Below are 14,974 nucleotides of genomic sequence, written 5' to 3' on the forward strand. Positions count from 1 at the left end.
TCCCTTTAATAACAGGGAGTGGGAGGCTTTTTCGTATTAGGTTGACTGCTTTGATCCTGCATCCACTGCTTGTGAAGCTCTAACTGCTGTTTAAATGGAACTAACCTCATCACTCACTTCACCGTGGAGCATATGTGTAGCGTCTCGTTGATTGGTTTGATCGGGGGGTTGATCTGTCTGAAATGGACCCTCTTGATGAAAACGGTCAAACAAAGTATCGATTGGCATCACGATCAGTTTCGGTACCATCACCTCTTTTTTGTCGTTCAACTGTTCTGGGCCCGAAGGATGGATGACACTAAATAACAGCTTTAAATATATGGTGGACGCTTTCTTGAACAGCCCTTTGGGTAGCTCTTGAATTTGAAAACCCAGTTTCTCCGGTCCACGGTTAATCATACTTACTGCATAGACAGCCTTTACGCCGTTCATTCCAGAATCATGTACAAGCAGATGGGCAAGATCAGGAAGCTGCCGCTTCACTATCCTGATTAATTGAATAGCCAAATGCACCATGGACTTTGCCGACGAACCTAAATGAAACAACATTTTATTATCAAAATGAAGCTCGACTATCGGGTCTCCCTTTTTTAGCCACCTACCGTTCTCCATGTTTACATTCGGTCCATGATAGGTACGGCGACGATAATAAAAAATTGTATCCTCCTTGCTTACGGGACGAAGCCGGAATAAAGTGTGGAATAACCGCTCGTAGAGCAGCCATCCGAATACCAGCATACTTTTGAACCAGCCTGTACCGGCTATCTCACCAGCAGCTGAAATATGGACAGGCTGACAAAACAATGTATCCACCCGTACGCTGCGTAATTGCCGTTCTTGAGCGACCAACAGTAGCTTCTCCAGTGCAATTAGCATATTCTGAGGGGCTTCTTCATCTGCCCCCAATGTCGTACCACAGTCATGGAGTAGCATCACCTCGCCACCCCTCAGCTTTTTGAGCATTCGCTCCGCTAACTGTTTCGCTCCAATCCTCGCCTTCCAATCCCCGAACATGGAGGACCATAATACAATTCGACGGCCATTCGTCTTGGAAATATCAAAGAAATTCACAATTCCCCATGGCGGACGGTAGAAGGTCGTTCCCTGTCCCGTTACCCGGCGAATGACTGCCTCTGTTTGGGCAATCTGCCTTCTGACAGTAACTGGTCGCATAAGCCAATTCGATTTGTGCACATAATTATGAATACCGATCAAATGGCCTTCATCATGCATGCGTTTTAGAAGCTCGGGATGCTTTTCCGCATTTATGCCGATGACAAAAAAAGTGGCCTTGGCATCAAAACGCTTCAACAAATCTAGCAACTGCGGGGTATATACCGGATCAGGACCATCATCAAAGGTGAGCGCAAATTCTTGCTCGCTTTTGCCACGCCGAAACACTCTGAACCCAAAAATACGACTGACCAACGCCGGAATAAAAGCATAAAAAGTTGAAATGTAAAACATCCATAACAGCAAAGTCTGCACGTTTTTATCCCCACTTTTCTATTCTGAACTCCCAAGCTGGCTCTCTGAGGAAAACTCACTTACTTATATATTATCATAAAGCGTAAGCATGCGGACATTTTGCTATTGCCTGATCAGCAATGAAGTCCAATTTAGTGTACAATAAGTAAAAATCTTAAAGGAGTCGTTGTATACATATGCTTCCATTGTACAAAAAATATTGGCGTACCGTTTTTGATATCGGTCTGATTGTATTAACCGTGTATTTAATTATGTTCGTATCCAGCAAGCTGTATCAACTGGCGGCACCGGTATTCCTATCGTTCGTCGTGTTCTGGTGCATTGAACCTGCAGCCCGTTATTTCCATCGTAAAGGGATGAAGAAGCCTTTCGCCTCCGCGCTCTCTGTGTTGTTGTTCATCATTCTTTTACTCGCTATTTTTTTCGGATTGGGTTTGATTTTGGTTACGCAATTTACGAAAGTCGCGCAAAACCTCCCACATTATACCCAGATTATCCAAACGGAATTCACGCGATATCTTCATCTTTCTCAAGATAAAATTGCTGCTTTACCTCCGGGTGTTACGGAACGTGTGAATGAATATTTTGCAACTGCGACCACGATTGCGACCAAATGGGCACAACTCGGGTTATCCTTTTTTATACAATTCCTCAGTTCCTTCACTGTTTTTATGGGCAATTTTGCCGTTGCAATTATTTTAGCATTCTTTTTAAGTATGGAAATTAATCTTTGGAAGGGAATTGCCCGTAGCAAGACTCCCAAAACACTTAAAACGGCTTACCTTTTTCTAAAAAACCACGTGCTTAAAGCGATTTCCGCTTTTCTGAAGGCTCAAGCCTTACTGGTAGGGATTACCTTTATTCTTGTATTTATAGGTTTACTCATTTTACAAGTGGATAATGCCCTTTCATTGGCGCTTGTGGCGGCTTTATTTGATATTCTTCCCTTGCTGGGTGTGCCTGTTATTTTTATTCCGTGGGCCGTGTATTTGTTCATCACGGGTAATACCAGCTTGACAATCGGGCTGCTTGTTGTCATGGCTGTTGCGGTGATCGTCCGCCAGCTGGCGGAGCCTAAAATTACTGGAAATTCCATCGGTGTCTCATCTGCCTATCTGATGCTTTCCTTTGCCATTATATCGTTATCCATCTTCGGATTGGCCGGATTAATTTTGTCTCCGATTCTGATTATTTTGCTCAAGGAATTGTGGCAGCAAGGCTATCTGCAACAATGGATTCGGTTTCCGACAGAAGAATTTGATGAGCCCCCGTTTATTGTTAAAATTCAGGAGGAAGAACGTGGAACTGCTCGTGGAGCTGAGGAAAATTGAGCTAGCAGATCCATCACCTGTCCGAACAGTGCAGTAGCCTGATTGGCAGAGTGCTTTGAAGCATTTTGCACCAGGACGGCAACGGCATAACGAGGTCGCTCTACCGGACCATAACCGATAAACCATTGGTGATTTACAGGACGACCGTTCTTTAAGGCTTGGGCTGTACCCGATTTTCCAGCCAGATGCCATGTTTTATCACGCAAGGATGCGCCTGTGCCATGGGCCACGACTTCCTCCATCGCCTCGCGAAGCGTGCGAGCCGTGGAGGCATGAATCTGCTGGCTTCCCTGGGGAGCATGTGAAGCATGAGCAGGTAGCTCCAGCATGGTGCCTCCATCTGCGTAGCTGATGCGATTCACAAGGCGTGGAGCATGGACCTGGCCATCGTGCAGCAAGGTGACGATGAGATTGGCGGCTTGGAGAGGCGTGACCAGCACATCGCGCTGACCGATAGCTGTCTGTGCACGTACGCCCGGATCTGCCGCATGGGTATGGGAGCCGAATACGGCTCCCTTTTCCTCGTGATCCAGCGGTCTGAATTGCGGTAGCCCTGCAAGATTTCGCTCCTGCCAGCCCACTGTTCGACTCAATCCCAGCGCAGAGGCCGCCGCCTGAATTTGCTCAGGTTTAAGCCGTTCGCCAAGATGAGCGAACACGCTATTACAGGATACGGCAAGCCCCTCCTCCAGGTTCAGGGTGCCGTGTCCTTCTTTTTTCCAGCAAGTCAAACCGTACTTGCCATAGGTTCCATGGCAATGGAACTGCTCCTTCGGTTGGACAACACCCGATTCAAGTGCAGCCGCAGCCGTAACCAGTTTAAAAATGGAACCGGGGGTTACCGCCTTGAGCGCGCGATTCGACCAATCTGTGGTCTGCTGCGGATCAACACGAACAGGATTATAAAAAGGACGGGACACCATCGCCAGCACATCCGCATTGCCCGCATCAAGTACAACCACCGCACCTTCTGCCAGGTGATTGGTGGCCGTCAGCTTTTCAAGCTGCTCCTGTAATGAAAGATCAATTGTAGTCTGCACCTGTAGCGGATAGTGATCATTAGATGGAGCAGTGACCCGAAGCGGTACATGGGCCAGCGGGCGACGCTGCGCATCCACCAACCGGGAGACGAACGTTTCACCGACGCCGCTCAGCAGCGGCTCCAGCGTTCTTTCCAGCCCGGCTGCCCCGATGGGTAGTTCACCCGCTCGGTCGGCACGCTCATACAGAAAGCCAAGCCATTGCCTGCCATTAGGCAGATCCGTATAGCGTTTCGCATAAGGTACAAGCTCGATGAGTGAAGGGGCTAGCTTCAGCAGCTTGCCTGCTTCATTCGGCCTGATTTGTACGGGCTCTCCGCGCCCATCGCGCCATATTAGCGGTGATTGCAGACCTTTCCATCGTGTCAGCAGTTGCTTCTTATTCGTCTGCAGCAGCCTGGCGAGTTCTTCGCCATGCAGAGCCGCTTTGCCGTCAACATCGGGGAAAAGCACTGGCGTCCAGACTACACCACCAGTCAATGGTTGCCCATATCGATCCGTGAACTGTCCACGCCCAGAGTCGATAGCAATTCCCTCCTGGCGCTGACGTACAGACATTTCCTTCAGCGAATGTCCCCCGTAAGCAGACATATGTATCCCCGCCGTCCCCTGAATCCAAGCCAATCGGAGTAGTAAAATGAGCAGCAGCGCCATGATCCCCAAGGCCATATATGCAATTCGACGTTTTCGCATGAAGCTGTTGCCACGCCTCGGCACACGCATCCTTCTTTCATCTTTTTCCAGTAGTATGTCCTGTAGCTAAAAAAGAAAACCCATTCCGCTTTTGAACACGGGAATGGGTTTTCTGTCGTTAATCATAAAATTAACAACTACGATTTTTGTTACATTTACACTGTAAACCGTGAAAGCTGTTCCTTCAGCTTCACGGATACACCTTCCAGCTTATCAGACAAGCCTACCAGTTGATTACCGATATTTGCCTGCTCATTACTGAGAGAAGCGACTTCCTGTGAAGTGGCCGAGGATTGCTCGGCTACAGCACTTACATTGGTCATCGCCTCAGATAAAATGGTCTGCGATTCACTCAATTCCTGAATGGATGAGGTGACGGTTCCCAGTCGAAGCGCGAACTCTCCCATTTGCTGCTGTACCGATTGGAAAATGTCCGTCGTCACCTGTACGGCTCCCATCTGCTCACGGAACAGTGGATACACCTCGGATAACGCCTGGACCGTTTCATTCATCTCATTGACGATGTTGTTAATAATGCCTGAGGCCGTATGAATGGCTTGACGTGATTGCTCGGCCAGCTGCCGAACCTCATTCGCTACCACCATAAAGCCACGTCCGGCAGTTCCTGCCCGTGCCGCCTCAATCGTCGCATTCAGTGACAGAATATTTGTTTGTTTAGCAATATCCTGTAATACATCCAGCACCCGAAAGACATCGGAAGTTGTCTGTTTCAGTTCATCTACCTTGCCTACCAGAGCATGCGTAGTTTCTTCTGTAACCCGCGTCTTGCTTAACAGGTTTTTCAGCTGGATCGTCCCTTTTTCACTGGATTGTTCAACCTCCTGCGCAGCCAAGCTCATTTCATGATTAGAAGCCATCACCATATCCATTTGCTGAGATATATTCCCGGTTAATCCGCTGCCACGTTCAGCCTCTGTTGCCAAACTGGTGGAGCCATGAGCAATTTCCTCAGTTGCGGCTGCAATTTCCTTGGCTGAAATTGCCGTCTTCTTCGAGGCATCACTTAATTCCGTTGCTGTATTCAGAACCTCCTGAGCCGAGGCATTCGTCTGCTCTACCAGCAATGTGATTTGCTCCATCATCATGTCAAAGCTGACCGACAACTGGCCAATTTCATCCTGAGCCTTATAATTCGTTCGGATCTGCAAATTACCTTTGGCTCCTTCGATCATTAAATCTTTCAAATGGGTCAACGGGCGCGCCACGAGGCGTACGATCCACAGGCCAATGAACAATGCAATGAGTGCAGCCACCGCAGCAAATATCCAGGTCGTTGTTAAAATCCCCCTCGCGTCTTTAACCAGCTCAGATACAGGTATTACACCCACGAGAATCCACTTGGAGGTTCCCAGTGTATTATGAACCGTAAGCACATTTTGCTCTTTCCCATTTGCTTCCTGCTCCATAATTTGATTTCCTTCGATTCCTTCTAGCTTGGAAACGTAATCCAGCTTTTTCTTTCCTCCTGCCAAGCTATCCATGTTAGAGCCTACAAATTCACCCTTGTCTGTCACAAGGCTAATCATACTGCCTGAGCCCAAATTAACACTTTTCAACTCATCCTCCACCGCACTGGACTTTAAATCCATAACCAGAACGTAAGTCCCTCCCAACCCGGACATACTGTTCATGGAGCGTGCCAGACGAAAAGTCTTGCTTCCATTATCATTCACCTGCGTAGGTAGCCAAACAATTCCCTTGTTTTTCAAAATATCCTTAAACCATGCTTCCTGTCGTACATCCTTTTGTGTTCCTGTACCCATCGCAGCTAAACTGGTTTCTTCCGGGTACAAATATAATGAATCAATCGCTTTATTCGTAAAAGCAAGGTTCGTTAGCTTCTTATTCACTTCGCCCATAGCAACAAAAGAATCAAAGGAGTTTTTCTCCTTCTTTACTGCCTTTTGCAGTTGATCGCTTAATTCTGTATCAAAAAATACCTGTGTCGAGGTATCTTGAAAACGCTCTAAAATAATATCCAGCTTTTCCGAAGTTTGCTGAACGGTTTGCTGATATGCTGTAGCCGCATTTCGCTCAATTGTACTTTTAGCCTTGTAGTATGAGAGCATCCCCAAGCTGACCACAAATAGCATAATTGCCGCAAAAAAAATCAGGAACAATTTCATTCCAACCGAACGGATCGGATTATAGTTTTTGACCAAATGCATGAAATCCTTACTGTACTTTTCTAGCTTAAGTAACCGCTTTAAATTAGATGTACTCTTACGGGTGGCTCTAGCTACCCAGGGGAGAACCTTCGAGGACACTCTTACCGTTTGTGAACTGTTATCCGTTGTTACCTTGCTGTCCTTCGAGCCTTTCATAAGATCTGTTTTCTTTGCTTGCCTTTTTGTTGTATTCCCCTCTTTTTTCCGAAAACCCATTCATCTCACCTACCACCATATGATTAGTTTCCTGTTCCACGTCATCCATTATGTATCTATTATCTATATAACATCTATCGGAACTATTCGACACGGAATGTAGCTTTCCTTTGAGGAATGACTAAATTTTGTGAAACTTTTTTCCTAGAAAAGTATTCAAAAAAAAGCCTCTCCAACCGATAGGAGAGACTTTTGAATCTTTTAACCCGAGACTTAGGGCCTATTCACTTCTTTTTACGCATCATATCAAAATACGATACAGGCTGATCTACCTTCATTTTAATCCGTTGAAGCGGGTGACGGGCAGCATCCAGCTCATTGCCTTCCTCATCCCAGATCGTTCCAACCTTTTGTTTAAAGAACGTTCCGTTCGGACCGAAAAATTCAATTTCATGACCCGGCTTGAAATGATTCCGTTGCTGAATCGTTGCGATGCCACTCGCAGAATCATAATCCATGACCAGTCCGGCAAAATCATAAGGCACTGCCTTCTCTTCCGGCTCATAAATATGATCCTCATGATCCGGTGTATCGTAGAAAAAGCCTGTATTCAGCGGACGATTGGCGGCCTTGTTAATTTCTTCAATCCATTCTGGTTTGAGCACATAATTTTCAGGATCAGCCATATAGGAATCAATCGCTTGACGATAGACATTCACGACCGTAGCCACATAATGAATGGACTTCATGCGTCCTTCCACTTTAAAGCTGTCTACACCGACATCAATCAGATCAGGAATATTTTCAATCATGCACAGGTCCTTGGAACCCATCGAAAAAGCATTATCTCCTTCTTCAAACAGCGGAAGCTGGTTAACGCCAAGCTGGAATTGTTTCAGCACATTACTGTCCTGCGCCTCTTCCTCAGATATCCACACCTCGCCCGGGCGGGCATCCTCGAACAAGTCGTATTTCCAGCGGCAAGACTGACAGCATCCCCCACGGTTGGAATCCCGGTCTGTAAAGTGATTGGATAGCACACAGCGACCAGAGAATGAAGAACACATCGCACCATGGACAAAAGCTTCAATCTCAATATCTACATGCTTTTTAATTTCCTCAATTTCCTCCAAGCTGGTCTCACGTCCCAAGACAACACGTGGCAGTCCCTCGTCTTTCCAGAACTTTACCGCTTGCCAGTTCAGTGTGGATTGCTGTGTGCTCAAATGCACTTCCAATCCCGGAACAGCACGCAATGCCACAGATACAATGGCTGGATCAGCAACGATAACAGCATGAATTCCTACCTCGTACAGATTGCGCAGATATTCCTCGATCCCGGCAATATCTTCATTATGGGCATAGATGTTCGTAGCCACAAGCACCTTGGCACCGTACTTGTTGGCAAATTCCACACCTTCCCGCATTTCCTCAAAACTGAAATTGTCGGCGTTAGAACGCAGACCATATTTTTGTCCACCAATATATACAGCATCCGCGCCATAGTGAACCGCAAACTTCAGCTTTTCCAGATTTCCGGCAGGAGCCAACAGCTCCGGCTTATCCAGACGATTCCGCTTGCCATTATATTTTCTCGTTTTGGTCAACGTTCCCATGACGTTCCCCCCTTGTGTGTTCATATAATATTAATAAACCTGCTCTTTATAGAAAAATCCGAAGGATAGCTCGCGTTCAGGGTCTTGAAGACGGCGAACCTCATCCAGCCAGCTTTCATCATACGCATAAGCTTCCGGATTAGCTGTATAGGTGTCAATGGCTTTACGATAAGCACGAACAACTGCCGCATTGTAAGCCGTAGGTTTTAACAGCCCTTCGATCTTAAAGCTGTGTACGCCTGCCTCCATCAGAATATGCAGGTCCTCCATGATGCAGAAATCATCCGAACTCATAATATGCGTCCCGTTTATATCCTCATAGATGGGGAACTTCTCTTCCTTCCGCTCGGCTTCAATCAGGAACAAACCGCGCTCCTTGCCTAGATCGCCTTCTACCGGGCGTCCCTGATGCAGCATATAGCTTTGTACAAGCTTACGCTTGGAATGATAAATATTAGTCATGCCATGTACCTGAACCTGTGCCTCCATGTTCAGCTTGGGAATCATTTCCGTAATTTCGTCCATACTGAGCTCACGGGCCAAAATAACACGCGAAGCTCCCTTCTCACCCCAATAGTTGGCGGTTGCGAAGTTGGTGGAAATCATTTCTCCGTTCCAAAACAGCTTCAGATGGGGAGCATGCTCCTTCACCGCCATGAGCACCGACGGATCATTAAACTCAATGGCATCTATACCGCATCCTGCGATTGTCTGCACATATTCGGGAAGAAGCGGCAACAGCTCGTTCGTCATCAAATTTGTCATCGATACATATACCTGCGCCGCATGCTTCCGTGCTTCTTCTACCACCTCACGGATTTGATCCGGTGTAAAATGTCCCGGCAGCCTCATGCCAAAGCGGTCATCCCCAATCAGCAATGCATTTGCTCCGGCATCCAGCATATGGCGGGCATCCTCCGGAGAGCTGGCGGTTACCAGCAGTTCGGGTTTGTAAGCCATAGGCTCACCTCCTATTTTGTCTTACGGTTACTTACCTGAATGTTATGCAAATGTTCTTTATACGTGGCGGCAAACAAATGTTTATGTGTCCCGTCTTTTTTAGTCACATAAAATAAATAATCCGTAGCTTCCGGCTCTAAGGCCGCCACCACTGATTTTAAGCTCGGACTTGCAATCGGTCCTGGTGGAAGTCCTTGATGCAAATACGTATTATAAGGACTTTCTACAGCCAAATCTTTATAATACAGCCGTTCCTTTTGCTTATCCAGCATGTATTGAACAGTAGCGTCAATTTCCAGCTTCTTGTCCTTCTTGAGTCGGTTATAAATGACTCCAGCCACTATAGGCCGTTCTTCATCCACAACCACCTCGCGCTCCACCAGAGAAGCAACACTTAACAATTGATGCAGCGTTTCGCCCCGCTGCTTCAGCTTGGCATCCAAATCGGGTATGGTATTCAGACGTTTTTGCGTCTGCTCCAGCATCGTCTGAACAATATCCTTGGTTGTGCTGCCTTTTTTCAGCTCATAGGTTTCGGGGAAGAGATAGCCTTCCAGCGCATAGCGGAGCCCTGCCTGCTTCGGAATATCCCGCACGAGCGAGACGTCAAAGGCAGACGGATCGTTGGCCAGCTGCAAAAATTGCTTCCGGTTTGCCAGCCCTTCCTTTTGCAGCTTATCAGCCATCTGTCTGATCGTATAACCTTCCGGTATTGTAAAACGAATCATTTCCTCTTTGACAACGTCCCCTGCCGATAGCTTGGCAACTAGCTGATCAAAGGTTACGCCAGGCTGCGCTTCATATTTTCCAGCCTGAAATGCACTTCCTTGCTGTTTGAATTTTAGATATGCCTTAAACACGAGCGCATTACGTATAAGTCCCTTTTGCTCCAGCGTATCTGCAATAGCTGAGGTCCCTGTTCCCTTCACTACCGTAAATGCAACAGGCTGCGTTTGCGGCTGAACAGGCTGCATAGCACTCCAAATATAGAAAGCTGCTCCTCCTGCTATGATGACAAGCAGCAACAGCAGCGTGACCATCCTCGTCCTTCGCTTCAATCCACTCAACTCCTTCACAGCCAAAAAGGGCGGACAGGTCCGCCCTTTCAGGTTTGATCTCCTCGTTATCCAGGCTTACAGCTCCGGCAGCGTACATTCATCGTACAGCTCGGAAATATCTTCCCACTCGTCATCATCTTCGATGGTGGTGATGGAGATTTCGCCGTCTGTGGATGAGCTCACATGATATAGCTCATGTTCGCCTGCAGTAGCCCCAGGTCGACGTAATACGGCGTACCGTTGATTACCTACCTTAAACTCTGCTTCCAGCTCCATGCGTACCGCATGACCCTGTTCATCCTGCAACTCTACATCGCCGTCGAACGCTTCTTTCAAATCAGAGGTCCAGCTTAGGTCTTCGCGTGAATAGTTCGTCATTTCCCGTCTTCCTCGTCCTCTTCTTCTACAAATGTATTAAAGGTCTCTTCGACGATTTCCCATTCAGCATCGTCTTGGATCACAAACAATTTAATATCATCGCCTTCTTCCTCATAACGGAAGGCGTAAACATCGGACTCATCAGCTTCAGGGTCCACTGGCGCAACCATCATGTACTTCGCTTCGGAACCGTCTACCTCAAACTTCATAATGACCTCGAACTCTTCTTCGTTGCCCTCGTCATCGGCAATATAAATAATTTCCGGCTCTTCTTCCATACCCACTTGATTTTCAGCCATTACGATATCCCCCTCACCTTGTACTGTGTGCGTCCAAATAGTTTTGCAAGATCAGGCTTGCTGCTAGCTTATCTACCACCTGCTTGCGTTTTTTTCGGCTGACGTCGGCTTCCAGAAGCGTACGCTCTGCCGAACGCGTCGTCAGCCGTTCATCCCAAAGGTGAACGGGTAATCCCAGCAACTCCTTGAGTCGGTTCGCAAACTCAATGCAAATCTCACCGCGTGGACCCACGGTTCCGTTCATATTTTTCGGCAAGCCTACAACCACCTCACCGATTTCATGATCACGGATTAAATCTGCAATTTTACCGAACTCACTGTCGTCACCACGTCGTTCAATGACTTCCAATCCTTGGGCGGTCCAGCCGAAGGCATCACTTACGGCGACCCCGATTCGGCGGTCCCCGTAATCCAATCCCATTACTTTCATGCCTGTCTCCTAACGGTGCTTCGCCAGATAGAAACGAACCAACTCTTCAATCAATTCATCGCGTTCTTTTTTGCGTACCAGGCTTCTGGCATTATTATGCCGCGGCACATAAGCCGGATCACCTGATAGCAAATACCCGACAATCTGATTGATCGGATTGTATTCCTTTTCTACCAGAGCATCATATACGGTCAACAAAATTTCCTGAGCAGAAGCTTCCTTCTCGTCCGCCTTGACATTAAATTTGACCGTTTTGTCCATGAAATCCATTGTTGACACCTCGCTTCCACAAAACATGTGTACATGTTTATGCCAGCTTATTCTTATACATCATACCATAAGCAAAGCCCTTCAAGGAAATGCCTTAGTCCGGTTTTTTCCAAAAATCCGCAAAAATTATCGAACTTTATCCTTGAGAAGCTGCCGCCACCAGTTCATGCGCACGTTGAAGTGCTTCGTCCAGCTTGCTGGCATCCTTGCCCCCAGCTTGTGCCATATCAGGACGTCCGCCGCCGCCGCCGCCGCATACGGCAGCAATTTCCTTCACGAGCTTGCCTGCGTGAAGTCCTGCCTTGGTAAGCTCTGCCGGTACAGCTACGACAAAATTGACTTTGTCGTCCATAGCAGCGCCGAGCACCAGCACAGCAGCCGGAAGCTTTCCTTTCAACTCATCGGCAATGGCCCGCAAGGCGTCCATACTGGAAGCCTGCACGCGTGCAGCCAACAGTTGTACTCCACCAGCTTGCACGACTTGATCCGTCAGTTGACCTGCCTCAATAGCGCTCAACTTGCTTTGCAGCGATTCATTTTCACGACTGAGGTCTTTAATTTGCTGCTGCAAGGATTCGATGCGCTTCGGCACCTCGGACAGCTTGGATTTAACCAGCCCGGCCGACACCTTCAACAGCTCCAATTGACCTTCCATATATTCAAAGCCAAAACGCCCGGTTACTGCTTCAATACGACGTACACCTGATCCGATACCGCTCTCGCTGACAAGCTTGAACAGTCCGATTTGCGAGGTATTGCTGACATGACAGCCACCGCACAGCTCAATACTGTAATCGCCTACCTTAACGACACGCACGATATCTCCGTATTTTTCACCAAACAGCGCCATCGCTCCCAGTGCCTTAGCTTCATCAATCGGTTTCAGTTCAATATTCACATCCAGCTGGCTCCAGATGGCACGGTTTACCCGTAACTCAATATCCGCCAGCTCTTCCGCTGTAATGCTTCCGAAGTGGGAGAAGTCGAAACGCAGACGCCCAGGCTCTACCAAAGAACCTGCCTGATTGACATGGTCACCCAGCACTTCTTTAAGCGCTTTGTGAAGCAAATGCGTGGCTGTATGATTTTTCTCAATTTCTCCACGCGAGGCTTGATCTACTTCTGCTTTCACCGTATCGCCAACGTTCAGCTCACCGGCTTCTACGACAACCTGATGCACATGCTGGCCTTGCGGTGCCTTGAACAGTCCTTCGACCTTCGCGGTTACCGTACCTCCACGCAGCAAGCCCTGGTCACTGACTTGTCCACCGCTTTCGGCATAGAAAGGAGTCACATCCAGCACGACCTGACAAGTCTGTCCTTCACTAACACTGTCCACCAGAACATCTTCATATACAATTGCCATAATTTTAGACTCAGTTACGAGGTCATTATATCCAACAAATTCACTTTTAACCGCCAAATCGGACAAAGCTCCGCCCTGAATCTTCATGCTGGCATTGTCCTGATGAGCGTCGCGCGCGCGTTTGCGTTGCTCCTGCATCGCTTCATCAAAGCCCTCACGGTCTACTTTCAAGCCCTGCTCATCTGCATAATCCTCAGTGAGGTCAAATGGGAACCCGTACGTATCGTACAGTTTGAATGCGTCTGCTCCGCTAATCATATCGCGGCCTTCCGCCTTCGCCTGAGCACTGATATCAGCCAAAATAGCCAATCCGTCTGTCAGTGTTTCGTGGAAGCGTTCCTCTTCCGTTTTGATCACCTTGATGATGAAATCACGCTTGTCCACCACTTCTGGGTAGTATACGCCCATGATATCTCCAACCGTTTCCACCAGTTCAAACATAAATGGACGGTTCATACCGAGCATTTTTCCATAACGCACAGCTCGGCGCAGCAAGCGGCGAATTACGTAGCCCCGTCCTTCGTTGGAAGGCAGTACACCGTCACCAATCGCAAAAGCTACGGTGCGAACATGGTCGGCAATGACTTTGAGAGCCACGTCGCTGTCCACATTTTCGTTATATTTGACTCCTGCCATTGCTGCGGTTTTCTGGATCAGCGGCTGGAAAATATCCGTATCAAAATTGGAATCTACATTTTGCAAAATGGATGCAAAACGCTCCAGGCCGGCCCCTGTATCAATATTTTTGTTTGGAAGCGGCGTATAGCTGCCATCTTTGTTATGGTTGAATTGTGAGAATACGAGGTTCCATACTTCCAGATAACGCTCATTTTCTCCACCCGGATACATTTCAGGGTCTGTCATATCGCTGCCGTAGGCTTCGCCACGATCATAAAAGATTTCCGTACATGGTCCACAAGGGCCTTCGCCGATGTCCCAGAAGTTATCTTCCAATTTGATAATACGTTCAGCAGGAAGGCCGACTTTTTCGGTCCACAGCTTGTACGCTTCTTCATCTTCAGGATACACGGTGACAGCTAAACGCTCTGGATCAAAGCCAATCCATTTCGGATCAGTCAGAAACTCCCATGCCCACGTAATGGCTTCTTCCTTAAAATAGTCACCAATGGAAAAATTGCCGAGCATTTCGAAAAAAGTGTGGTGGCGACGTGTTTTGCCGACATTTTCAATGTCGTTCGTACGAATACATTTTTGCGAATTGGCGATACGTGGATTTTCAGGCTTCACACGTCCGTCAAAATAAGGCTTAAGCGGCGCCATGCCCGCATTAATCCACAGCAGGGAAGGATCTTTATGAGGAACAAGCGGTGCGCTTGGTTCAATCACATGTCCTTTGCTTTCAAAAAACTCCAGCCATTTGGAGCGGATTTCACTAGCTTTCATATAAGTTGCCTCCTAGTTATGGTGTCACTTGTTCTTGGCACAGGCCATAAAAACAGAAAAACGCCCCTGAACGGATCAGGGACGATTGTATCGCGGTACCACCCTGGTTATCGCCGTCCCCTCTGTACGAAATGCCACATGTGCAAGCTGCACACTCGGGCATCTGCTTAACGAACGAGCGATCGCCTTGTTTTCACTGGTAACGGGAGCATCCCGGCGGGTTCAGCCCGCACTCCGAAATGAGCTTTCCCTACTGGATAAACACATTTAAACATACTCATTTCAGTATATCCGTG

Annotated in this window: 12 protein-coding genes; 1 reads left to right on the forward strand and 11 read right to left on the reverse strand. The window is 47.7% G+C overall.

Going from position 1 to position 14,974, the window contains the following annotated elements; translation table 11 throughout:
* Window positions 1-90: 90 nt before the first annotated feature.
* Complete coding sequence (locus tag LCF57_RS27215) at window positions 91-1,488, reverse strand: polysaccharide deacetylase family protein (RefSeq protein WP_226003457.1); 1,398 nt, start codon at window positions 1,486-1,488, stop codon at window positions 91-93.
* Window positions 1,489-1,664: 176 nt separating this feature from the next.
* Here LCF57_RS27215 and LCF57_RS27220 point away from each other — a divergent pair, with 176 nt between their 5' ends.
* A complete protein-coding gene (locus LCF57_RS27220; RefSeq protein ID WP_226003458.1) occupies window positions 1,665-2,819 on the forward strand; it encodes an AI-2E family transporter in 1,155 nt (384 codons plus the stop codon).
* Here the strand turns inward: LCF57_RS27220 and LCF57_RS27225 are convergent.
* The 10 genes from LCF57_RS27225 to alaS all read right to left on the reverse strand — a co-directional run bounded on the left by LCF57_RS27225 (window position 2,774) and on the right by alaS (window position 14,678).
* Complete coding sequence (locus LCF57_RS27225) at window positions 2,774-4,582, reverse strand: peptidoglycan D,D-transpeptidase FtsI family protein (RefSeq protein ID WP_226003459.1); 1,809 nt, start codon at window positions 4,580-4,582, stop codon at window positions 2,774-2,776. The genes LCF57_RS27220 and LCF57_RS27225 overlap by 46 nt on opposite strands.
* Window positions 4,583-4,707: 125 nt before the next feature.
* A complete protein-coding gene (locus tag LCF57_RS27230; RefSeq protein ID WP_318840821.1) occupies window positions 4,708-6,957 on the reverse strand; it encodes a methyl-accepting chemotaxis protein in 2,250 nt (749 codons plus the stop codon).
* Between the two features lie 224 nt (window positions 6,958-7,181).
* The gene (locus LCF57_RS27235; protein ID WP_226003461.1) at window positions 7,182-8,513 is read right to left on the reverse strand and encodes a peptidase U32 family protein; all 1,332 of its coding nucleotides are present in this window, start codon (window positions 8,511-8,513) and stop codon (window positions 7,182-7,184) included.
* A 30-nt stretch (window positions 8,514-8,543) separates the two neighbouring features.
* Window positions 8,544-9,473 carry a peptidase U32 family protein gene (locus LCF57_RS27240; protein ID WP_226003462.1) on the reverse strand — a complete coding sequence of 310 codons (930 nt, stop codon included), beginning with the start codon at window positions 9,471-9,473 and terminating at the stop codon, window positions 8,544-8,546.
* 11 nt (window positions 9,474-9,484) lie between these two features.
* Window positions 9,485-10,513: an endolytic transglycosylase MltG gene (gene mltG / locus LCF57_RS27245; RefSeq protein WP_226003498.1), complete on the reverse strand. Its 1,029-nt coding sequence runs from the start codon at window positions 10,511-10,513 to the stop codon at window positions 9,485-9,487.
* Between the two features lie 93 nt (window positions 10,514-10,606).
* Window positions 10,607-10,909, reverse strand: coding sequence for a DUF1292 domain-containing protein (locus LCF57_RS27250; protein ID WP_226003463.1), 303 nt, complete (start codon window positions 10,907-10,909; stop codon window positions 10,607-10,609).
* Window positions 10,906-11,208: a DUF1292 domain-containing protein gene (locus LCF57_RS27255; RefSeq protein ID WP_025682191.1), complete on the reverse strand. Its 303-nt coding sequence runs from the start codon at window positions 11,206-11,208 to the stop codon at window positions 10,906-10,908. The genes LCF57_RS27250 and LCF57_RS27255 overlap by 4 nt, the downstream gene beginning before the upstream one ends.
* A gap of 13 nt (window positions 11,209-11,221) precedes the next feature.
* Window positions 11,222-11,638: a Holliday junction resolvase RuvX gene (ruvX, locus tag LCF57_RS27260; protein WP_226003464.1), complete on the reverse strand. Its 417-nt coding sequence runs from the start codon at window positions 11,636-11,638 to the stop codon at window positions 11,222-11,224.
* Between the two features lie 9 nt (window positions 11,639-11,647).
* A complete protein-coding gene (locus LCF57_RS27265) occupies window positions 11,648-11,908 on the reverse strand; it encodes an IreB family regulatory phosphoprotein (RefSeq protein WP_045902591.1) in 261 nt (86 codons plus the stop codon).
* Between the two features lie 136 nt (window positions 11,909-12,044).
* On the reverse strand, window positions 12,045-14,678 hold the full coding sequence (alaS, locus tag LCF57_RS27270; RefSeq protein ID WP_226003465.1) for an alanine--tRNA ligase: 2,634 nt from the start codon (window positions 14,676-14,678) through the stop codon (window positions 12,045-12,047).
* Window positions 14,679-14,974 lie beyond the last annotated feature (296 nt).

It is taken from the genome of Paenibacillus sp. BJ-4 (assembly GCF_020404765.1).
In the GTDB taxonomy this organism is placed as follows: domain Bacteria; phylum Bacillota; class Bacilli; order Paenibacillales; family Paenibacillaceae; genus Paenibacillus.

Coding starts and splice junctions, on each gene's coding strand:
- LCF57_RS27220 (WP_226003458.1), top strand. CDS start 1,665: ATGCTTCCATTGTACAAAAAATATTGGCGTACCGTTTTTGATATCGGT.
- LCF57_RS27225 (WP_226003459.1), bottom strand. CDS start 4,582: ATGCGTGTGCCGAGGCGTGGCAACAGCTTCATGCGAAAACGTCGAATT.
- LCF57_RS27230 (WP_318840821.1), bottom strand. CDS start 6,957: ATGGGTTTTCGGAAAAAAGAGGGGAATACAACAAAAAGGCAAGCAAAG.
- LCF57_RS27235 (WP_226003461.1), bottom strand. CDS start 8,513: ATGGGAACGTTGACCAAAACGAGAAAATATAATGGCAAGCGGAATCGT.
- LCF57_RS27240 (WP_226003462.1), bottom strand. CDS start 9,473: ATGGCTTACAAACCCGAACTGCTGGTAACCGCCAGCTCTCCGGAGGAT.
- mltG (WP_226003498.1), bottom strand. CDS start 10,513: ATGGTCACGCTGCTGTTGCTGCTTGTCATCATAGCAGGAGGAGCAGCT.
- LCF57_RS27250 (WP_226003463.1), bottom strand. CDS start 10,909: ATGACGAACTATTCACGCGAAGACCTAAGCTGGACCTCTGATTTGAAA.
- LCF57_RS27255 (WP_025682191.1), bottom strand. CDS start 11,208: ATGGCTGAAAATCAAGTGGGTATGGAAGAAGAGCCGGAAATTATTTAT.
- ruvX (WP_226003464.1), bottom strand. CDS start 11,638: ATGAAAGTAATGGGATTGGATTACGGGGACCGCCGAATCGGGGTCGCC.
- LCF57_RS27265 (WP_045902591.1), bottom strand. CDS start 11,908: ATGGATTTCATGGACAAAACGGTCAAATTTAATGTCAAGGCGGACGAG.
- alaS (WP_226003465.1), bottom strand. CDS start 14,678: ATGAAAGCTAGTGAAATCCGCTCCAAATGGCTGGAGTTTTTTGAAAGC.